The sequence below is a fragment of the Halobacillus dabanensis genome (assembly GCF_900114165.1).
GTDB lineage: Bacteria > Bacillota > Bacilli > Bacillales > Halobacillaceae > Halobacillus > Halobacillus dabanensis.
In genome coordinates this window covers 93,223-111,576 of the sequence record NZ_FOSB01000002.1, presented here as the reverse complement: position 1 = coordinate 111,576, position 18,354 = coordinate 93,223, and the positions used below count along the sequence as shown (strand labels likewise).

Sequence of the window (18,354 nt, the reverse complement as noted above, 5' to 3'; positions counted from 1 at the left end):
TCAAATCTGTTACGTTTTTGTATATTTGGAAAGATGTTATTTCGTCATAAAGGAGAAAAATACTGAGTCACTCCATGCATCTTAAACAGAACGGAAGGCTTAAAGTAAATGGGTTTTTGGAAACGGTTTTTTTGACTTATGGACAACACCTATAAAAGTGATACAATAAAAGATAGAATACATAAAAGGGAGATATCCTCAATGAAACCTTTAATGCGAAGAGTATTCGTCGTTCTCATATCATTGTTGACGTTAGGCATGTATGTGCCATCAACGCAAATAGATACGGACGCTGCAGAGAAGAAAGCAGTATCTGACAATGCAACGATTGCTTCTAAGGAAGATCAGCTTACCGAAGAAGAGCTGGATTTTAATCCACAATTACCGGAACAATCAGTTACTACGGGTGAGTGGATTGATGCGATTACTAATGAAGCGAAAAAACAAACAATGGCAAAAATGGGACCTCGCATTATTAGTAAGGTCGATGAAGATATGACTGCGACAATTTTACCTAAGATGGAAGAGGTTATGGAAGACATCCTTCTCTCAGCGGATACAGATGCAGTCCCTTATTATGAAATAACAGAAGAACCTGCACCAGGTTATGGTGAAAAAATATTCAATATCTATAATAAACAGACTCAAGAGGAAGTTGCCAGATTCCATGTACGCAGAGATAAACGTCCCAGCGAAGGATATTGGTTCAACTTCCATTATCACTTGCAAGAGGATAACTTCACAAAACACCATGAAATCGGAGAGGTATATTGGGAAAAGAATACTCCTCCGAAATGGATGTCTTAACAACAAAGGTGACCCCGAACGGGATCGCTTTTGTTTATTTTTGTCTTGCATGACACCTGCTTCAGGATATTCCAGAAATGCGGTTGGGATCAAAATCAAAAGATCTATCTAAAAAGAAACGAAAAAGAGCCTGCGCTTCCAATAACGCAGGCTCTTTAAGATTATTTTTTATCTTCCCCGATGATCCGTACTTCTCTTTCGAGGTCCACCCCGAATCTTTCTTTGACTGTTTTTTGCACATGTTCAATCAACGAAATATAGTCAGAGGTGGATGCATTGTCCTTATTGACAATGAACCCTGCATGCTTTGTGGAGACTTCAGCCCCACCGATATTCGTTCCCTGAAGTTCACTATCTTGAATCAATTTACCTGCAAAATATCCAGGAGGTCGTTTGAAGACACTTCCGCATGACGGGTATTCCAGAGGCTGTTTGGATTCACGTTTATTAGTTAAATCATCCATGACAGCTTTAATCTCACTGTATTGAGCCGGCTTTAAATTAAAAGTAGCTTCCACGACAATATCTCCGCTATCCGGAATGTTGCTCGTGCGGTAATCAAGATCGAGTTCAGACGCCATTCGCTTTACTAAGTTTCCGTGTTTATCAACCACATAAGCGTATTCCAGCACGTCTTTAATTTCTCCTCCATAAGCTCCTGCATTCATATATAAGGCGCCGCCAACAGTTCCTGGAATCCCACAGGCAAATTCTAGTCCAGATAAATGTTTTTCAAGAGCATAACGGGAAGCGTCGATTATACGGGCTCCACTTTGGGCCACCACCGTGTCACCATCAGAGAATATGGAATCGAGATGTTTTAAATTAATCACGATTCCACGAATTCCTCCGTCTTTAATAATCAAATTTGAGCCGTTTCCAAGCAGAGTGAAAGGAATATCGTCTTCGTTTGATAACTTCACAACATTTTGCACTTCCTCATAAGAGGTTGGCGTGATGAAAAAGTCTGCTTTTCCTCCTAGCCTCGTGTACAAATGGTCTTTCAGCATTTCATCCACTTTCACATTTTCCTCTTTGACGAGTTTCATCAGCTTGTTATAAATTTTTTGTTTCTTATCCATGAACACCAGTCCTATATTAGTTGTTAAATTCTGATGGGGCTAACTTACGCACGTCTCTTATCACAATTTATGAAGTTACGGGCGAAAGGTTCACTTTGCGTATTTTAATCACGCTCTCTATTTTACCATAAATCCTTCTGGTCATTGAGTAGGAGATTTTACAATGTGGAATGGGGATTACTGCCAAGAATATTCGTTTGCGATCGGATAGACAATAATAGCTATAGGGAGGTGTGGGAAGATGGCTCAGGATGTTAAATGTGAAGTTCGAAACTGTGTATATAACCGTGATGGAGAAATTTGTGGTGCTGAAGAAATTTTCGTCGTCAGCCATAAAGGGAAACGAGCAAGTCACAGCGAAGAGACGGATTGTAAAACATTTAAACCTGCGAATGTGTAGGTTCACCCCTATAGATAGAGGTCTGCTCATGGAGCAGGCCTTTTTTTCATTTTTTTCGGTATATGAAAGCGCTTAAATAGTGCGGAATGTTTACTATTTTCTGAAAAGTCATTGCCATGCCTCTCACTTGTTAGTATCATCATGGTAAGTTGTTTTCATTAACAAAAAATTATATGTCTTAATTATTCTATAAGGGGTGTAAGGGATGGATAAAACAAAAAAAGATTTGAGAATAAAAAGTAAAGTCATCAGTGAAGGCGTCAATCGAGCCCCGAACCGATCTATGTTAAGAGCCGTAGGGTTTACCGATGAAGATTTCAAAAAGCCGATGATCGGTATTGCGAGTACATGGAGTGAGGTGACCCCGTGTAACGTACATATCGACAAATTAGCTCGTGAAGCAAAGAGCGGTGCTAGTAATAATGGTGGAGCCCCGATGATTTTCAATACTATAACTGTTGCAGACGGGATAGCGATGGGGCATGAAGGGATGTTCTATTCCCTACCTAGTCGAGAGGTAATAGCCGATTCAATCGAAACCGTCACAAATGCTGAACGCTTGGATGGAATTGTAGCGATTGGAGGCTGTGACAAAACGACACCAGGCTGTTTAATTTCCATCGGACGGTTGAATATCCCTTCTGTGTATGTGTATGGGGGGACGATTCAACCTGGAAAGTTAGACGGTAAAGATATAGATCTTGTTTCTTCCTTTGAAGCTGTAGGCCAGTATCATGAGGGTAATATAGATGAAGAGCAACTCCATAAAGTGGAATGTAATGCTTGTCCTGGTGCAGGTGCCTGTGGCGGGATGTATACGGCTAATACGATGGCCTCAGCGGTGGAAGCTCTAGGAATGAGTATACCGGGGTCTTCCTCCACGCCTGCAGTAAATGATTATAAAGAGTCGGAGTGTGAACAAGCAGGTGAAATGGTGATTGAACTGCTTGAGAAGGAAATCTATCCTCGCGACATCATGACAAAGGAAGCTTTTGAAAATGCAATTACAGTTGTGATGGCTTTAGGCGGGTCGACAAATGCGTTCCTTCACCTGCTAGCCATTGCTCATTCTGCGGGTGTCGATCTAGATTTGGATGATTTTGAACGAATTAGACAAGAGGTTCCACATATTGCAGATATGAAACCGAGTGGTAAATATGTCATGCAAGATTTATACGAGAGTGGTGGCGTACCTGCTGTGATGAAGCTGCTCTTAGAAGAAGGGTTACTGCATGGGGATTGTTTGACTGTTACAGGGAAAACAGTGGCTGAAAACTTGGCAGAAGTCCCTTCATTAAAAGAAGGGCAGAAAGTGATCGTTCCTTTTGACAAGCCGATCAAACCAAAGGGACCGTTAGTGGTTCTGAAGGGGAACCTGGCACCTGAAGGCGCTGTTGCTAAAATGTCAGGTCAGAAAATCAGCCGCTTCGAAGGACCTGCTCGTGTTTATGACAGTGAAGACGAAGCGACAGAAGCCATCGTTAATGACGAAATTAAGGAAGGCGATGTGCTTGTCATACGTAACGTCGGGCCAAAGGGCGGACCTGGGATGCCAGAGATGTTATCGATCACGGCAATGATTGTTGGTAAAGGTCTAGGAGGAAAAGTAGCCTTGCTGACGGACGGGCGTTTTTCAGGAGGATCTCACGGATTTGTAATTGGTCACGTGTCCCCTGAAGCCTTTGTAGGTGGTCCGATTGGCTTGTTACAAGATGGTGATAAAGTTACCATTGATAGTGATGTCCAGCAAATTAACTTTGAAGTTGATGAGGAAGAATATGAGCGTCGTAAGCAGGAATGGAAGCGTCCGGAGCATAAACATAAGTCTGGAGTTCTTGCGAAATATGCAAGACTCGTTTCATCCTCTGCTAAAGGTGCCGTAACAGACTTAGACTTGGATTGATGATAAAGAAGACCGCCACTCAAACGCGGTCTTTTTTTTATGTTTATTAAATCTAAAAGTTTAGAATAGCTGCTGCCTAAGGGGAGAAGAGGCTAGGTTAATATGGGCGAAATGGAAGGTCCCTTTCCTCAAATAACACCTAGTTAGTTCCCCTGGGATCATGCAAATAATAGACAGAAGAAGGGTTTTTCATGGAACTTGTAGAAAACGGGGACAGGAGGTTGGTGAACATATGACGAAGGTAGCATTAATCAGACATGGTAGTACCAAATGGAATAAGGAGAAGAGGGCTCAAGGCAGTTCGGATATCCCGTTAGACGAAGAGGGGGAAAGGGATGCCAGGAAATTGGCGAAACGCTTAGAAAAAGAAAATTGGGATCTATTGTATTCTAGTCCTTTGCTGCGAGCGAAGCAAACCGCTGGGTTTATCCATGAAAAAGTTGGTCTGGAGGTTCAATTTGATTCTCGTTTGAAAGAAGCTGGCGGAGGACAAATTGAAGGGACTACCGAAGCGGAACGAATTGAAAAATGGGGAATAAATTGGCGAATGTTGGATTTAGGTATGGAAAAGCCTATGAGTGTTGTATCACGTGGAAAAGAATTCATGGATGAAGTGTTGAAAAAACATGATGGACAGAATATTATCGTCGTCAGCCACGGGGCCTGGATCAGTCATTTGTTAAGAGAGTTAGACAAGGAGAACATAGGAGACGAACATATGAAAAATACATCTTTATCTGAAATCGTATTCCGGGAAGGAAAATGGAATTGCGATCGGTTTAATTGTACAATTCATATTGATTAGAGAAGCGGCTCACAAAGGAGCCGCTTTTCTAATCAAAAATAAAAGTTCTGTCTGGTATTTTAGATGACTAATTGATATTGTCCAGCCCCGTGTTATTGATCTTTTGTGAAGTTCAAATCCCACGTAACTCCAAAAGAGTCTTCCACTTTAGCAAACATAGCTCCCCAGAAGGTGTCCTGCAATTCCATGTGAACTGTTCCATTCTCTTTAAGTCGGTTGTAATAAGTGTGAATTTCATCAGCACTATCCAATTCTAAAGCTAATGAAATGTTACTCCCTTTTTCAATGGTTTGATCTAGAAAAGAGTCCGATATCATAAAAAATAGAGCTTCTTTTTTAAATTGGGCATGCATAATACGATCATCCATCTCAGGGGGTGTTTCGAAATCTGCTTCGCCGAATGTCTGTATGCTCAAAATTTCCCCATCGAAAATTTCTTTGTAGTAGTTAAGAGCATCTTTGGCCTCACCGTTGAACGTGAAATAAGGGGTAGCTTGATGTTTCATAAGTGAACACTCCTTTTAGAATTTTTATCCAAATTCATTATACATCTTTAAAGGTTATGAAACAAGAACATCCGTTCGTTTTTTATTCGAGTAATATTTTAATCTATCTAACCTACTAAACCTGTACTAAAACAGTTCTTATAGTCAAGGTATTAAAGGAGGGAGCACCTAATTCGATTTTGATATCGTACAAAAATATGCGGAAAAGAGTTTATGAATGTTCGAAGATCAATAAATAAAAACTGTATTGTCCAAGAAAACTTCAAGGCTTCATCCATTGATATCAAAGCATTTATACATATAAGAACAGCCCAAAATAAAAAAGTTTTCAGAAAACGGTTGCAATTTTAATCTAGGCACAGTACACTGTACCATAACAGATAACAAAAAATAATTCTGTTATAACAAAGAAGGAGGAGATTTTAAATGAAAAAACAACAGAATGTCCCATGCCCGCAATGTGGTTCAAAGATTGAAGGTCACACCTATAACTATATGATGGAATGTGATCATTGCCTATCAAAGAAAGATGAATAATTTTGTTTTGACTGTTATATATCAGTAGTTTTTATTCGGTATAACCTATAACAGAAGGTGGCGAGTCGATGGAAACAAAATTGTCGGAAATGCATATTCACGCCTCAATGAATGAAAGATTCAATGAAATCTTAACAGATGAAGCATTGGAGTTTTTAAGACATTTACATGAGAACTTCAATGAAAAACGAAAACAGCTACTAGAAAATCGTAAAACTATCCAAGAGAAAATAAATCAAGGGGAGCGCCCAGATTTTTTGAAGGAGACAGCTGATATTAGAAGTTCGGAATGGACGATTGCCCCCATTCCGAACGACCTCAAAGATCGGAGAGTAGAAATTACGGGCCCTGTCGATCGGAAAATGGTCATTAATGGGCTGAATTCAGGTGCGAAAGTTTTTATGGCTGATTTTGAGGATGCCAATTCGCCGACATGGTCAAATATCATTCATGGACAGTTGAACTTAAAAGATGCTATTAACCGGACGATTCTCTATGAAAACAATCGAGGGAAGGTCTATGAACTAAATGAAGATGTCGCAGTACTGAAGGTCCGCCCACGTGGGTGGCATTTGGAAGAGAAACATATCTCTTACAAGCAGGAACACCTGTCAGGAAGTCTCGTCGATTTTGGTCTTTATTTCTATCATAATGCTAAGCGACTGATTGGAAATGGATCAGGCCCCTACTTTTATTTACCCAAGCTCGAGAATCATCAGGAAGCAAGGTTGTGGAATGAAGTATTTGTTTTTGCTCAGGAATACATGAATATCCCCCAAGGAACAATCAAAGCGACGGTTTTAATTGAAACGATTCTAGCTGCGTTTGAAATGGATGAGATTCTTTATGAGTTGAAAGAACATTCAGCAGGCTTGAATTGTGGACGATGGGATTACATTTTCAGCTATTTGAAAAAGTTCCGTAACGATAAACATATGCTACTGCCAGATCGTGCCGATGTGACTATGACGGTTCCGTTCATGCGTGCATACTCCCTCTTAACGATTCAAACTTGTCACCGGCGCAATGCCCATGCTATGGGAGGGATGGCAGCACAAATTCCAGTGAAAAATGACTCTACTAAGAATGAAGCGGCCTATGAAAAAGTGCGGGCTGATAAAGAGCGGGAAGTGAAAGATGGCCACGACGGGACATGGGTCGCCCACCCGGCCATGGTGAGGACAGCGATGGATATATTTGACAAACATATGCCGGGAGAAAATCAATTGAATAGGAAGCATTCTTCACAAAATTTTAATGCTGACCAACTTCTGGAAGTACCTAAGGGGGTAATTACCGAACAAGGGTTGCGAACGAATATAAACGTAGGCATTCAATATATTGCTTCCTGGTTAGATGGAAAAGGGGCAGCTCCGATTCATCATTTGATGGAAGACGCTGCTACCGCAGAAATTTCAAGAGCCCAGGTTTGGCAATGGATCAGACACCCGGAAGGGAAATTGGAGGATGACAGAGACATTACCATGGAACTTTATGCTGGGTTGAAAGAGGAAGAATTGGAAGCTATTCGTGGGGAAGTCGGTCAGGAAGTTTTTGAAAATGGTCCCTATCAAGAAGCTGCTCGTCTGTTTGATAAATTGATCCGTAATGATGATTTTGCTGAATTTTTAACATTAGAGGCATATAACGAACTACCATAAGGGGGATGAAAATATGAATGAAAGAGTAGAAAAGTTGCGCCAGGATTGGCAGGATGAAGGTCGCTGGGGTGGAGTAACAAGACCATATGAGCCGGAAGAAGTTATCCGATTGAGAGGTTCGATGGACATCCAACACACGTTGGCTGAAAAAGGGGCAGAAAAATTGTGGCGATTGATGAAAGAGGAAGATTATGTTCATGCTCTCGGAGCGCTGACAGGGAATCAAGCCATGCAACAAGTGAAAGCAGGACTGAAAGCTATCTATTTGAGTGGTTGGCAAGTAGCTGCTGATGCCAATCTTTCCGGACATATGTATCCTGATCAAAGTCTCTATCCTGCCAACAGTGTTCCACAAGTAGTGAAGAGAATCAATCAGGCGCTTCAAAGGGCTGATCAAATTCATCATATGGAAGGAGACGAAGAGGTTGATTGGTTTGCTCCAATTGTTGCTGACGCGGAGGCAGGTTTCGGAGGACAGCTGAATGTCTTCGAATTGATGAAGGGGATGATTGAAGCGGGGGCCGCTGCTGTCCATTTTGAAGATCAGCTTTCTTCTGAGAAAAAATGCGGTCATCTCGGTGGAAAGGTGCTCTTGCCTACACAGACAGCTGTTCGAAACTTGATTTCAGCCCGCTTCGCTGCTGATGTGATGGGGACATCTACGATCATCATAGCCCGAACCGATGCCAATGCTGCGGATCTTATCACAAGCGACATAGATTCTTATGATGCACCGTTCCTAACAGGTGAACGAACTGCTGAAGGATTTTTCAAAACAAAATCCGGACTTGATCAGGCCATTGCTCGTGGTTTAGCTTATGCCCCATATGCAGATCTTGTTTGGTGTGAAACTTCTGAACCGAATCTGGAAGAAGCCCGTCGTTTTGCAGAAGCCATTCATGAACATTTCCCAGGAAAATTACTTGCTTACAACTGTTCTCCTTCTTTTAATTGGAAAAAGAAATTAGATGACGAGACCATTGCTAATTTTCAGCGGGAACTCGGTAAAATGGGTTATAAATTCCAGTTTGTGACTTTAGCTGGATTCCATGCTTTAAATCATGGAATGTTTGAACTTTCTCGCCATTATAAGGAACGGGGAATGGAAGCATATTCGGAATTGCAACAAGCGGAGTTCGCGAGTGAAGTTCATGGTTATTCTGCAACGAGGCACCAACGGGAAGTCGGTACGGGTTACTTCGATGAAGTTGCTCAAGTGATTTCAGGTGGAACATCTTCTACTACAGCACTGAAAGGATCGACAGAAGCAGAGCAATTTACATCTGATACAATAACAAATTCATAGTTCCATAAAGCCCATCATAATAGGTGGGCTTTTTTGGTGTAACGATTACCAATAAATGTATGACCTGGTCACCCATATTTTGGGTGACCAGGTCATACATTTATTACCATTTAATAGTGGCAGGTGGTGTGGAGGCACAGTTTTTGGCGTGAATTAATATGGTATGTTATCAGCTGGTTTCAGTGTGTTAGTAAATCAGGAGTGATATTTTATGCCGGTGATAACAGGAGATGAATATAAAAATCGGATTGATGCGTTGAAGGCAGAAGTGTGGATTGGTGGAAATAAATTAAATGGTAATATCTCCGAACACCCAGCATTTGCTGGAATAATCAAAAGTCAGGCGGAACTTTATGATTTGCAGAATACTTTTCAAAAACAAATGACATTCGCCTCCGAAACGACAGGCAATAAGGTTGGCCTTTCTTATTTAATCCCACGAACGAAAGGGGATTTAGAGAGAAGAAGGAGGATGATTCAACTTTGGGCTCGTCATTCTGGAGGAGTGATGGGAAGAAGCCCTGATTACATGAATACGGTTCTCGCCGCTTTTGCAGCTTCTGTCGATGTGCTGGATGGAGAGGAGCATTGTTATCCTGAGCGATTGCTTAACCTATATGAATTCGCAAGGGAAAATGATTTGTCGTTTACTCACACATTCGTCAACCCACAAAATAACCGTTCTAAGCTTGCTTTTTTGCAAGAGGATGTGACGAATGCAAAAATTATTGAGAGAAACGATGAAGGAATTATTATTAAGGGGGCAAAATTACTAGCTACCCAAGGTGGAATTACAGATGAAATTATTGTATTTTCAGCGCCCGGCGTCCAGGATAACTCACAAGCATACGGATTTTCCATCCCTAGTAATACCAAAGGGTTAAAGTTTATTTGTAGAGAATCATTTGCAAATCAAGGTTCTTCTTTTGATTACCCACTTTCTTCCCGTTTTGAAGAAATGGATACAATCGTTCTATTTGATGAAGTCACTGTTCCGTGGGATAGAGTCTTTTTACATGACAATATCAGGGCTGCCACAAATTTATATGTAAAAGGAAAATTTGTGGCTTTTACCTTACATCAAATAGTTTCACGACAAATTATTAAAACAAAATTTCTACTTGGGATATCCAAACGAATGGTGGAAACAATTAATATTGGGGAATACCAACATGTCCAAAGCAAAGTTGTTGAATTAATCAAAGGGCTGGAAACGATGGAGGCTTTGGTTATAAAAGCGGAGTATGAGGCGAATGTCGATCATACGGGGATTATGGTTCCTAACAGACAGCCGCTTTATGTGGCCGTTAATCAATTCCAAGAACTTTATCCGCGATTTACTGAAATCCTTCAGCAATTAGGGGCAAGTGGAATGATGACAATTCCTAAGCAAGAGGCGTTTTACAGTGAAATTGGAGAACAACTCCAACATTTCTTGCAAGGATGGGAAGTTAATGGAGAAGAGCGGGTGGAGCTTTTCCGGTTAGCCTGGGATTTGACAATGAGCAACTTTGGGTCAAGGCAAACCCTTTATGAACGTTTTTTCTTCGGTGATCCAATCAGGCTATCACAAACAATATTCCAAATATATGATGACACCTCTTCTGCTTCCTTAGTGGATCGTTTTTTATCAAAAAAAGCTGACTGAAAATAGTCAGCTTTTTAGCGTTTAGCATTCGCTTTTTTTGCTTTGTCTTCTAATTGGGAGCGTGGTTGTTGATCAGCTACATCTTCGGACAAGCCCTGTGGATTTACGGTGTTGCCTGTATTGCGCTTATAGGCATTACTTTTTTTACTCATTCGCCCACCTCCTACTGTTAGTCTGAAACAATCTTCCTTTTTTTATCCTATTTCTTCGGAGGAAATGGTTACAACGAATGTCTTTTCCGAAAAGGCTAAAGCTAAAACAAAAGTAGGAGGAGGTTCATAATATGAAGAAAAAACAACAAGAAGAAATAAGGAATTACCAGCCCTCTGATTATGAAAAAAATGATTTTACTTCCCAGGGGTTGGCGAACACACATGAACAAGTGTCTGACACCTTAACAGAAGGGACTTATGATGCCCAGATAGACGAAGTAGATGAAAATGGTCAGCTGATCAGTCATAAAGGCAAGGCTATCAATAAAAGGAAGAAGCGTGGCTAAGGATGGCAAGAAGAAATAAATTGCTTGTCCCAGAAGCGAGAGCAGGGTTGGACCAATTGAAGGCTGAGTTACTAAATTCCTCTTCCCCGGATCAAACTAAATATGAAGTTGCAGAAGAACAAGGCATTACTTTGAACAAAGGGGATAATGGAAATTTATCGACAAGGGATGCCGGAAAAATCGGTGGCCAGATTGGTGGTCGAATGGTTAAAGAGTTGATTCGGAGAGCACAACAGCAAATGGATAGTAACCAATAGTAAAAGAGGCGCGCAAAGAGCGCCTCTTTTACTATTTATTTAAAAGAACACATTTTAGGATGTATGTTTGTTAAGCTGTCTAATTTTTCTTTGTGAAGGAAAAAATCTTCTTTATTTTTAGCGATCAATGATTGCTCCACACGATATTCGTGATAATTAATGGCCAGGTCAAGGTCTAACTTTGTATATAACATACGTTCATCATATTTTTCATCAATAAATGGGATAGACATGTAAAAAGGATTTCCTTCATTTATACGAACAGCGATATACCAACCGGTATTTTCTACATAAAAAGGATCCTCCAGAATTTGCAGATAATCACCGTATTGAAGTTGGACGATCTCATGACAAGAACATTCCGTATTACCTTTTTCATATTCAAACGGTTCTAAAACAGTTAGTATCTTTTCCACAGCCATTCTCCTTTCCATCTGTTACCACCATAGTAATTGATAATGATTATCAATGTCAAACAAAACTTACTTCTTAATTCTGAAATTTTGGTATAATCATAATAATAATGGCTTTTTCAAAGAGGAGAATCTTTATGGAAACCAAAGATTTAGTTGGAAAAGTAGTGTTTAAAGATAATCAACCAATACATGAACCTGAAGAGCTAGAGCTCATTGGACAAGGGCGTAGTGCTGCTGTTTTTAGAGTGAAAGGAACTGGAGTAGCGGTAAAGGTTTTCTATCCGGACTTCAAAGACCTTGCCGATATAGAGGGGGAAGTGTATAAGAAACTTAATAATCATGACTTCTTCCCTGCGTTTTATGAAAAGGGAGAGGGATACTTGACGATGGAATATGTGGAAGGTATCACTTTTTATGATTGTTTAGTCAACGGTGTTCCTATAACAGAAGAGATGGTTGAGTATGTCGATCGGGCATTGGAATTTGCTTATAACCTTGGGTTCAATCCATCGGATACTCATTTGAAAAACATCTTATTGACGCCAGATGGCCAAGTGAAGGTAATAGATGTTGTTCGTTTCACCCAAAACTTTGATTGCCCCCACTGGCGTGATCTTAAAAAAGCCTATCAAACGTTTTACCAACGACGTTTTGTGCCGAAAAAGATACCGCGTTTTTTTATCGAGTTTATTATCAGGCTTTATCGAAGACGTTTGCTACCAATTTAAATTTGTGTTTTGTTTCTCATTCTGCTGGGAAAATGTTGAATAGAAAGGTGGAATGAACAGATGACACAATATCGTTTAAGTGATGTAGAAGTCGGTCAAAATTATAAAGCGAAAGAATTAGATAGTTTTGTATCAACTACAGACGTGGTCGTTCTTTCCAATAATAATGAACAATTATTTACCGATCCGGAAAGGGAATACAAAGTAGTCGATACTTTTGATGGTTTTTTTGAGCATTCATCAGAGGATGGCGAAAAGTATTACCGGGAAAAGAAGGCGTACATTGTGGAAAAAGCGTAGACATTAACATTAAGAAACAAATAAAAAGGGAAGCGCAGTTTCATCAGCGCTTCCCTTTTTTATGTGAAATTGCTCTTACTCAACAAACCGGCAGTATTCTGGAAGACACGATTTTCGAGACTTTTATTGCGAATAAGGGTCGGTGGGGGATAAGTCGCTTTCCGCGGGGAAGACGGCAAGCCTCCTCGTTCCCTTCATGACCTGCGAGGTCTCGCCAGTCTATCCTTTCCTGTTCTTACACCTGAATGGACCTACATTCAAAAGGATTACATAAGCCATATGTGTGCTATCCAGCTCCAGTGCCTAGCGGCTAGTGAGACTTCCCTCGCTTCTGTACGATAAGTCAACATCGAATCGCTATGCTCTTCGTGTTTCCTTTATCTCCTTTAGCTCAGTCCAGTCCATACGCCGCTGACCAAGGCACTTCCGCTTTAACATTAGGAGTCTCCTCATCCCCCACTTCCCCTTGCCGTAAGAGTTACTCGAAATCGCCTAACAATAACCCTGCCATAAGTAGAGGGAGATAGTCACTTACATCATGCTGCTTCCTTTACTTGAAGAAGTTTCGAGATACTTACCATGGAAAGCGAACCTTTTCCCTTAGACCCTAAACTCCCCCTAAAGTCTTGAAACTGGGTCTTCAAGATAAGGGAGCTTTAGTGGAAATGATCAATATCTTAACTTCATGAGTATCTCTTTGATGTCCTCATCAGCCATTAAGATATCATGGTATTTTTTAGTGATCTCTGTAAGTGCCACATCATGGTAAAAGAATTCAGAAAAGAATTTCACCATAGGTTTTGAAGAAGTGTGAATACCTTGAAAGTTCTCTTGTTCAACTCCAGCAAATAATATTTCCTCATGATCCACAATGATGAGCTTGTGGCGTTCAAGCGCCTCATGTTTTTCATCTGGAAGAAGAACATGGGCGTGTAAATTGCCTGTTTTCAGTTCTCCTACAGATAAAAGCTCGACTTTTACTCCTTGACGCTTTTTATCTTCGAGTAGTGGAATCAAATGAAAAAGCTCATCGTTCCACCCTGTGATAAGTATTTCCTTTTCCGCTTTTTGGAGCCGTTCTTTGATAAGTGCCTGGATGGATTCATCATTCTGTAATGTCCAGACTCGCTCATCTGAGTTTGGCACTGAAATTTGCTTGTTTCTCATTTCTTCCACATTCGCCTCAAACTCCGCTGTTAATTTTTCGATAGTCGTTTCAAGTGGAAGAGCGGTATAGAGTTTTTTTCGCTCACTGAATGATGTTAAAATCAAACCTTTTTCGCCTAGTCGTTGAAGTACTTCGTAGACTTTAGATTTAGGTACTTGAGAATATTTGACGATCGTTGTTGCACTCATCGGTTCTTTACTTGCGGTGAGCGCCTCAAAGACTTGGCTTTCATATTGGGTGAAACCGAACTTTTGTAACATAGGGCGACCTCACTTTTCGTCTCGTTTTTACAGATATATTTATTAAAAGCTTGTTGGTGATATTGTATAGGAAAAATTGGGGATCTGCTAGGATTTTTCTTGAAAATCAAATGATTGATAGGCCCTGCGATGGATTTTATAAAAAACATAAAATATTTTCTCTTGTTTTCCATTCAATTAATGGTTACCATTATAGTGGTAACCAAAACGGAGAGGATAATATTTATGAATAAAAAAGTATATTTGCTAGCGCTTGTTGCTTTTGTTGTAGGAACAGTTGAATTGATAATTGGCGGGATTCTTGATCTAGTGGCCAACGATCTGGATGTCTCGCTTGGAAAAGCGGGACTTTTGATCACCATATTTTCCCTGGTATTTGCTATTGCATCTCCCGTTTTGTTGACGGCTACAGCCCGATTCGATCGGAAAAAATTGATGCTTGTCACTTTAGTTATTTTCTTTTTTGGAAATATGCTTGCATACTGGAGTCCCAACTATTCCACTATCATGTTAGCTCGTATTCTGACTGCAGCTAGTGGATCGTTGCTAGTCGTTCTTGCAGTAACAATCGCTTCTGCTATTGTTACGAAAGAATACAGAGGTCGAGCGATTGGGACAATTTTCATGGGAATCAGTGGTTCGCTTGTGCTCGGAGTACCGATCGGTTTGACGATTGGAAACAGTTTCGGATGGAGAGCGCCTTTTCTATTGATTAGTGTATTAAGTCTTGTTTCTTTCGTGGCTGTTGCTATATCTTTAGAAAAAATTGCACCAAAGCCAGTCATTTCTGTCAGGGAGCAGTTGCGGACCCTCAAAGACAAAAAAATCTTTTCTGCTCAATTAACTTCTTTCCTGTTCTTAACAGGACATTTAGCGTTGTACGCTTACTTGACTCCCTTTCTTAAATCAGAGATGGGGTTGGATGGTACTTGGGTCAGCATAGTTTACTTTATCTTTGGAGTCGCTGCGGTGATGGGTGGCGGAGTTGGTGGTATCTTGTCAGACAAGTTCGGTTCGGAAAAAAGTATTCTAGGAATCATCATTGTTTTTGCCACCGCCATTTTCAGTATTCCTTACGTGACGTTTTCCCTTCCTTTATTCCTGATTATTATGATTATTTGGAGTGCATTAAGCTGGGCTGTCACACCGGCACAGCAAAATTATTTGATATCTTCAGCTCCAGAGACATCAGATATACAGCAAAGCTTGAACAATTCTGCTCTACACTTCGGTATTGCCTTTGGATCATCCATTGGAGGTATTGTCATCGAACAAACGTCAGTGGTCCATAATGCAACAGTTGGAGGTTTTTTTGTATTGTTTGCTTTGGCTACGGCTTATTTTTCTATTACTCGTGGCCAAGCAACTGTTAATCAAGAAGCATTGCAACAATAATAAAACAGTGAAACAGCCCCGATCGCTTATAAAGCGGTGGGGGTGTTTTTATTTATGTCTAGGGCTCATTTAATGATTATGGTGCCCACAAGTGAGCCATTAGACCTCACCACCTCTTTCTATTGGAGGAGTTTGGTCTATATTCTCTCTGGTTTTATACGTGAATGAGTTCGAATATATTTGATGATTTCCAAAGAATAAAAAGAAAATTTCCACTTCATACTATCATTGAATGATTGAAAAGGAGGAGAAAAACATGGGTAGAGATGAACACCATAAGAATAAAGGAAGACAAAAACGGAAATTACCTCAAACACCAAAAAACCAGAAGAACATCGATGTAGAGTTCTCTGAAGAATTGGCAGACCGCGAAGATAAAATTGCCCAAGAAAGAGCTGAGGCGGCAGATCGTCGCGCTCATAAAAGGCAGTAATGTAAATTAATGTCACACCAGGTCATCCAAATTTTGGATGACCTGGTGTGTAATATATTGTAAATGTTTATATATAGAATAGTATAAAAAAGCTGTACAGTTCATTCTGTTTCAACTTATTTGGTTTTATGCTATAATTCTTTATTGTGTTCAAAAAAATTACCGTAGACAAACTTATATTACTTAGAGGAGGGCGCTTGTAATGAAACAATTGCGCAAATGGCTGCCGGCAGTATTCTTAGGAATCCTATTGATCCTTGCTGCTTGTGGCGAATCAGAGGAAGATGCGACAAATGGAAATGAGAATAATGGGGACGGTGATCAAGCTGAATCTTCAGATGAAAAAGGTACAATCAGTATTGGTATGAATAACTGGGCTGAAAATGTGGCTGTATCCAACATGTGGAAACTTATCCTTGAAGATAAAGGCTATACAGTAGAATTGAATCAGGTGGAGAAAGGATTCCTATATGAAGCCCTATCCAGTGGTGATTTGGATATTGGGATGGAAATATGGTTACCGAATACCGATAAAGCTTTTTATGAAAAATATGAAGAAGAGATCGACTGGCGTGAGACTTGGTATGAAGGAACGGAGTTAGGACTAGCTGTTCCATCTTATATGGAAGACATCAACTCCATCGAGGATCTTAAGGGGTCGGAGGCCTTCCCTGATAAACAAATAGTAGGGATTGATGCAGGTGCGAGTATAATGTCATTGACGGATGAAGTCATTAATGAATACGGTTTGGATTATTCCCTTGCTTCTTCTTCCGAGCCTACAATGATTACTGAACTGAAGAGTGCATTGGAAAGTGAAGAGCCGATTGTAGCAACCCTATGGAAGCCGCACTGGGTATTTGCTGAGATGGATCTCAAATTCTTGGAAGACTCTAAAAATGTCTATGGTGACTCTGAAGATATTTCCTATGCTGCACGCAAAGGGCTGGAAGAGGACCAACCAGAAGTTGTAAAATGGTTCGATAATTTCAAGTTAAGTGATGAAGAGCTTTCCAGCCTTATGGCATCTATTAATGAAGCAGACGATGAACAAGAAGGTGCTCAAAAATGGATTGATGAACATCAGGATTTAATTGAGGAATGGACAAAGGAATAACGAAATACACAAAAAGGTCCACCTTTTTTAAAAAAAGTGGACCTTTTTGTGTTTCTTGAATGTTTGGTTCTGAAATTTTTTGGAGAAATACACGAATCCTCTCTCCCGGATGCTATATTTTTCTTTGCATAGAGGTGCAACATCAATATTTTACGTCCCCTTCTGCCCATTGGAAGTATTTTATAGTGAAAAAAAGCTGAAGCAGCAAATCATCATGCGAAAATAATACAGAAATTAAAAAAGGTTTAACGGCTCCTTTTTTAGGAAACATATTTTGTAGATTAGATTTATTACTTGAAAGGAGTCGCTGTGTTATGGATTTAAATAAAGAAATAAAGAAACTAGAAAATGTGCATTTAGAAAAACCTCAGAAAGTATTTACGATGTATTTAAACACCGACCCTTCCGATCCAGACCAGCAGGGTGGAGAATGGAAAATTCATTTAAAGAATGGACTGAATAACTTTGAATCCTACCTGCAGGAAGATGGAGATTCTGATGAGAAAAGAAATTATTGGGCAGTAAAAGAAAAGGTTGAAAAGTTTATAGAAGAAAATGAGCAAAACTTTGCTAAGAGTGTCGTCCTATTTGCGACAGGAGACGAAACGATCTGGTTTGCAGAACGCTTTCAAATGCCAGTCAAAACGGAATTCTATTGGGAAGAAACACCTGTTCTGGATCAGTTGAAAGAAATGCAAAATAAATTTCCGAAAACAGGTATTGTTTTGACCCAAAAAAATGAAATTAAGCTAATAGATGCACAACTTGGCATGTTAAAAGATACTCAGTTATTTGAATTGGATCTCGATACCGAGGATTGGAGACAGCACCAGGGACCACACCGTGCCCAGCCATCCATGGGGTCCGGAGGTGCTAAAACATCTAAACGCGACCAATTTGAAGAACGTTTTGAAGCTAATCGTTATCGTTGGTATAAGAGTGTAGCACCTAAAATCGATAAACTAGCCAAAGATTATGAATGGGAACGTCTCTACCTAGTAGGTGATAAGGAAGAGTTAAAAGATTTGCAGGATAATATGAACAAAGAAGCAAGTGATATGATTAACAAAAACCTCCTGGATCATGAGGAAATGCATGTTATTGAAGAGGTTGTCCAATATTAATA

Annotated in this window: 21 protein-coding genes; 16 read left to right on the top strand and 5 right to left on the bottom strand. The window is 40.1% G+C overall.

Annotation, left to right across the window (positions count from 1 at the left end; all coding sequences use genetic code 11):
- Nucleotides 1–201: 201 nt before the first annotated feature.
- Complete coding sequence (locus BMZ58_RS03740) at nucleotides 202–807, top strand: YpjP family protein (RefSeq protein WP_075035229.1); 606 nt, start codon at nucleotides 202–204, stop codon at nucleotides 805–807.
- 161 nt (nucleotides 808–968) lie between these two features.
- Here the strand turns inward: BMZ58_RS03740 and murB are convergent, their stop codons facing one another.
- Nucleotides 969–1,889 carry a UDP-N-acetylmuramate dehydrogenase gene (murB, locus tag BMZ58_RS03735; RefSeq protein WP_075035228.1) on the bottom strand — a complete coding sequence of 307 codons (921 nt, stop codon included), beginning with the start codon at nucleotides 1,887–1,889 and terminating at the stop codon, nucleotides 969–971.
- A gap of 241 nt (nucleotides 1,890–2,130) precedes the next feature.
- Here murB and BMZ58_RS03730 point away from each other — a divergent pair, with 241 nt between their 5' ends.
- The 3 genes from BMZ58_RS03730 to BMZ58_RS03720 all read left to right on the top strand — a co-directional run bounded on the left by BMZ58_RS03730 (nucleotide 2,131) and on the right by BMZ58_RS03720 (nucleotide 4,997).
- Complete coding sequence (locus tag BMZ58_RS03730; protein ID WP_075035227.1) at nucleotides 2,131–2,289, top strand: DUF1540 domain-containing protein; 159 nt, start codon at nucleotides 2,131–2,133, stop codon at nucleotides 2,287–2,289.
- A 205-nt stretch (nucleotides 2,290–2,494) separates the two neighbouring features.
- Nucleotides 2,495–4,192, top strand: a complete 1,698-nt coding sequence (gene ilvD / locus BMZ58_RS03725) for a dihydroxy-acid dehydratase (RefSeq protein WP_075035226.1) — start codon at nucleotides 2,495–2,497, stop codon at nucleotides 4,190–4,192.
- Nucleotides 4,193–4,424: 232 nt separating this feature from the next.
- On the top strand, nucleotides 4,425–4,997 hold the full coding sequence (locus BMZ58_RS03720; protein ID WP_075035225.1) for a histidine phosphatase family protein: 573 nt from the start codon (nucleotides 4,425–4,427) through the stop codon (nucleotides 4,995–4,997).
- Between the two features lie 92 nt (nucleotides 4,998–5,089).
- Here the strand turns inward: BMZ58_RS03720 and BMZ58_RS03715 are convergent, their stop codons facing one another.
- Nucleotides 5,090–5,503: a VOC family protein gene (locus BMZ58_RS03715; RefSeq protein ID WP_075035224.1), complete on the bottom strand. Its 414-nt coding sequence runs from the start codon at nucleotides 5,501–5,503 to the stop codon at nucleotides 5,090–5,092.
- A gap of 426 nt (nucleotides 5,504–5,929) precedes the next feature.
- On the opposite strand from BMZ58_RS03715, the gene BMZ58_RS20760 reads away from it, so the two are divergent.
- The 4 genes from BMZ58_RS20760 to hpaB all read left to right on the top strand — a co-directional run bounded on the left by BMZ58_RS20760 (nucleotide 5,930) and on the right by hpaB (nucleotide 10,655).
- Nucleotides 5,930–6,040 (top strand): YhfH family protein, encoded by a 111-nt coding sequence (locus tag BMZ58_RS20760; protein ID WP_139207281.1) that lies wholly within the window; start codon nucleotides 5,930–5,932, stop codon nucleotides 6,038–6,040.
- A 68-nt stretch (nucleotides 6,041–6,108) separates the two neighbouring features.
- Nucleotides 6,109–7,701, top strand: coding sequence for a malate synthase A (gene aceB / locus BMZ58_RS03710; RefSeq protein ID WP_075035223.1), 1,593 nt, complete (start codon nucleotides 6,109–6,111; stop codon nucleotides 7,699–7,701).
- Nucleotides 7,702–7,714: 13 nt separating this feature from the next.
- Complete coding sequence (aceA, locus tag BMZ58_RS03705) at nucleotides 7,715–9,007, top strand: isocitrate lyase (protein ID WP_075035222.1); 1,293 nt, start codon at nucleotides 7,715–7,717, stop codon at nucleotides 9,005–9,007.
- A 211-nt stretch (nucleotides 9,008–9,218) separates the two neighbouring features.
- Nucleotides 9,219–10,655 carry a 4-hydroxyphenylacetate 3-monooxygenase, oxygenase component gene (gene hpaB, locus BMZ58_RS03700; RefSeq protein WP_075035221.1) on the top strand — a complete coding sequence of 479 codons (1,437 nt, stop codon included), beginning with the start codon at nucleotides 9,219–9,221 and terminating at the stop codon, nucleotides 10,653–10,655.
- 14 nt (nucleotides 10,656–10,669) lie between these two features.
- Here the strand turns inward: hpaB and BMZ58_RS20980 are convergent, their stop codons facing one another.
- Nucleotides 10,670–10,807, bottom strand: a complete 138-nt coding sequence (locus BMZ58_RS20980; RefSeq protein WP_167360018.1) for a hypothetical protein — start codon at nucleotides 10,805–10,807, stop codon at nucleotides 10,670–10,672.
- Between the two features lie 131 nt (nucleotides 10,808–10,938).
- On the opposite strand from BMZ58_RS20980, the gene BMZ58_RS03695 reads away from it, so the two are divergent.
- Nucleotides 10,939–11,154, top strand: a complete 216-nt coding sequence (locus tag BMZ58_RS03695) for a YozQ family protein (protein WP_075035220.1) — start codon at nucleotides 10,939–10,941, stop codon at nucleotides 11,152–11,154.
- Between the two features lie 2 nt (nucleotides 11,155–11,156).
- The gene (locus BMZ58_RS03690) at nucleotides 11,157–11,411 is read left to right on the top strand and encodes an alpha/beta-type small acid-soluble spore protein (RefSeq protein ID WP_075035219.1); all 255 of its coding nucleotides are present in this window, start codon (nucleotides 11,157–11,159) and stop codon (nucleotides 11,409–11,411) included.
- 35 nt (nucleotides 11,412–11,446) lie between these two features.
- Here the strand turns inward: BMZ58_RS03690 and BMZ58_RS03685 are convergent, their stop codons facing one another.
- Nucleotides 11,447–11,827: an SH3 domain-containing protein gene (locus BMZ58_RS03685; RefSeq protein WP_139207280.1), complete on the bottom strand. Its 381-nt coding sequence runs from the start codon at nucleotides 11,825–11,827 to the stop codon at nucleotides 11,447–11,449.
- A gap of 134 nt (nucleotides 11,828–11,961) precedes the next feature.
- On the opposite strand from BMZ58_RS03685, the gene BMZ58_RS03680 reads away from it, so the two are divergent.
- Nucleotides 11,962–12,555, top strand: a complete 594-nt coding sequence (locus BMZ58_RS03680; protein ID WP_075035217.1) for a protein kinase domain-containing protein — start codon at nucleotides 11,962–11,964, stop codon at nucleotides 12,553–12,555.
- A 60-nt stretch (nucleotides 12,556–12,615) separates the two neighbouring features.
- The gene (locus tag BMZ58_RS03675; RefSeq protein WP_075035216.1) at nucleotides 12,616–12,855 is read left to right on the top strand and encodes a hypothetical protein; all 240 of its coding nucleotides are present in this window, start codon (nucleotides 12,616–12,618) and stop codon (nucleotides 12,853–12,855) included.
- Between the two features lie 669 nt (nucleotides 12,856–13,524).
- Here the strand turns inward: BMZ58_RS03675 and BMZ58_RS03670 are convergent.
- A complete protein-coding gene (locus BMZ58_RS03670; RefSeq protein ID WP_075035215.1) occupies nucleotides 13,525–14,283 on the bottom strand; it encodes a TrmB family transcriptional regulator in 759 nt (252 codons plus the stop codon).
- A 180-nt stretch (nucleotides 14,284–14,463) separates the two neighbouring features.
- Here BMZ58_RS03670 and BMZ58_RS03665 point away from each other — a divergent pair, with 180 nt between their 5' ends.
- The 4 genes from BMZ58_RS03665 to BMZ58_RS03650 all read left to right on the top strand — a co-directional run bounded on the left by BMZ58_RS03665 (nucleotide 14,464) and on the right by BMZ58_RS03650 (nucleotide 18,352).
- A complete protein-coding gene (locus tag BMZ58_RS03665) occupies nucleotides 14,464–15,678 on the top strand; it encodes an MFS transporter (RefSeq protein WP_425268645.1) in 1,215 nt (404 codons plus the stop codon).
- Nucleotides 15,679–15,934: 256 nt separating this feature from the next.
- The gene (locus tag BMZ58_RS03660; RefSeq protein ID WP_075035213.1) at nucleotides 15,935–16,111 is read left to right on the top strand and encodes a YfhD family protein; all 177 of its coding nucleotides are present in this window, start codon (nucleotides 15,935–15,937) and stop codon (nucleotides 16,109–16,111) included.
- Nucleotides 16,112–16,313: 202 nt separating this feature from the next.
- Complete coding sequence (locus BMZ58_RS03655; RefSeq protein WP_075035212.1) at nucleotides 16,314–17,228, top strand: glycine betaine ABC transporter substrate-binding protein; 915 nt, start codon at nucleotides 16,314–16,316, stop codon at nucleotides 17,226–17,228.
- 314 nt (nucleotides 17,229–17,542) lie between these two features.
- A complete protein-coding gene (locus tag BMZ58_RS03650; protein ID WP_075035211.1) occupies nucleotides 17,543–18,352 on the top strand; it encodes a VLRF1 family aeRF1-type release factor in 810 nt (269 codons plus the stop codon).
- Nucleotides 18,353–18,354 lie beyond the last annotated feature (2 nt).

What these genes read in the sequence shown, in the direction of transcription:
- BMZ58_RS03740 (WP_075035229.1), top strand. Translation starts at nt 202, where the DNA reads ATGAAACCTTTAATGCGAAGAGTATTCGTCGTTCTCATATCATTGTTG.
- murB (WP_075035228.1), bottom strand. Translation starts at nt 1,889, where the DNA reads ATGGATAAGAAACAAAAAATTTATAACAAGCTGATGAAACTCGTCAAA.
- BMZ58_RS03730 (WP_075035227.1), top strand. Translation starts at nt 2,131, where the DNA reads ATGGCTCAGGATGTTAAATGTGAAGTTCGAAACTGTGTATATAACCGT.
- ilvD (WP_075035226.1), top strand. Translation starts at nt 2,495, where the DNA reads ATGGATAAAACAAAAAAAGATTTGAGAATAAAAAGTAAAGTCATCAGT.
- BMZ58_RS03720 (WP_075035225.1), top strand. Translation starts at nt 4,425, where the DNA reads ATGACGAAGGTAGCATTAATCAGACATGGTAGTACCAAATGGAATAAG.
- BMZ58_RS03715 (WP_075035224.1), bottom strand. Translation starts at nt 5,503, where the DNA reads ATGAAACATCAAGCTACCCCTTATTTCACGTTCAACGGTGAGGCCAAA.
- BMZ58_RS20760 (WP_139207281.1), top strand. Translation starts at nt 5,930, where the DNA reads ATGAAAAAACAACAGAATGTCCCATGCCCGCAATGTGGTTCAAAGATT.
- aceB (WP_075035223.1), top strand. Translation starts at nt 6,109, where the DNA reads ATGGAAACAAAATTGTCGGAAATGCATATTCACGCCTCAATGAATGAA.
- aceA (WP_075035222.1), top strand. Translation starts at nt 7,715, where the DNA reads ATGAATGAAAGAGTAGAAAAGTTGCGCCAGGATTGGCAGGATGAAGGT.
- hpaB (WP_075035221.1), top strand. Translation starts at nt 9,219, where the DNA reads ATGCCGGTGATAACAGGAGATGAATATAAAAATCGGATTGATGCGTTG.
- BMZ58_RS20980 (WP_167360018.1), bottom strand. Translation starts at nt 10,807, where the DNA reads ATGAGTAAAAAAAGTAATGCCTATAAGCGCAATACAGGCAACACCGTA.
- BMZ58_RS03695 (WP_075035220.1), top strand. Translation starts at nt 10,939, where the DNA reads ATGAAGAAAAAACAACAAGAAGAAATAAGGAATTACCAGCCCTCTGAT.
- BMZ58_RS03690 (WP_075035219.1), top strand. Translation starts at nt 11,157, where the DNA reads ATGGCAAGAAGAAATAAATTGCTTGTCCCAGAAGCGAGAGCAGGGTTG.
- BMZ58_RS03680 (WP_075035217.1), top strand. Translation starts at nt 11,962, where the DNA reads ATGGAAACCAAAGATTTAGTTGGAAAAGTAGTGTTTAAAGATAATCAA.
- BMZ58_RS03675 (WP_075035216.1), top strand. Translation starts at nt 12,616, where the DNA reads ATGACACAATATCGTTTAAGTGATGTAGAAGTCGGTCAAAATTATAAA.
- BMZ58_RS03670 (WP_075035215.1), bottom strand. Translation starts at nt 14,283, where the DNA reads ATGTTACAAAAGTTCGGTTTCACCCAATATGAAAGCCAAGTCTTTGAG.
- BMZ58_RS03665 (WP_425268645.1), top strand. Translation starts at nt 14,464, where the DNA reads ATGGTTACCATTATAGTGGTAACCAAAACGGAGAGGATAATATTTATG.
- BMZ58_RS03660 (WP_075035213.1), top strand. Translation starts at nt 15,935, where the DNA reads ATGGGTAGAGATGAACACCATAAGAATAAAGGAAGACAAAAACGGAAA.
- BMZ58_RS03655 (WP_075035212.1), top strand. Translation starts at nt 16,314, where the DNA reads ATGAAACAATTGCGCAAATGGCTGCCGGCAGTATTCTTAGGAATCCTA.
- BMZ58_RS03650 (WP_075035211.1), top strand. Translation starts at nt 17,543, where the DNA reads ATGGATTTAAATAAAGAAATAAAGAAACTAGAAAATGTGCATTTAGAA.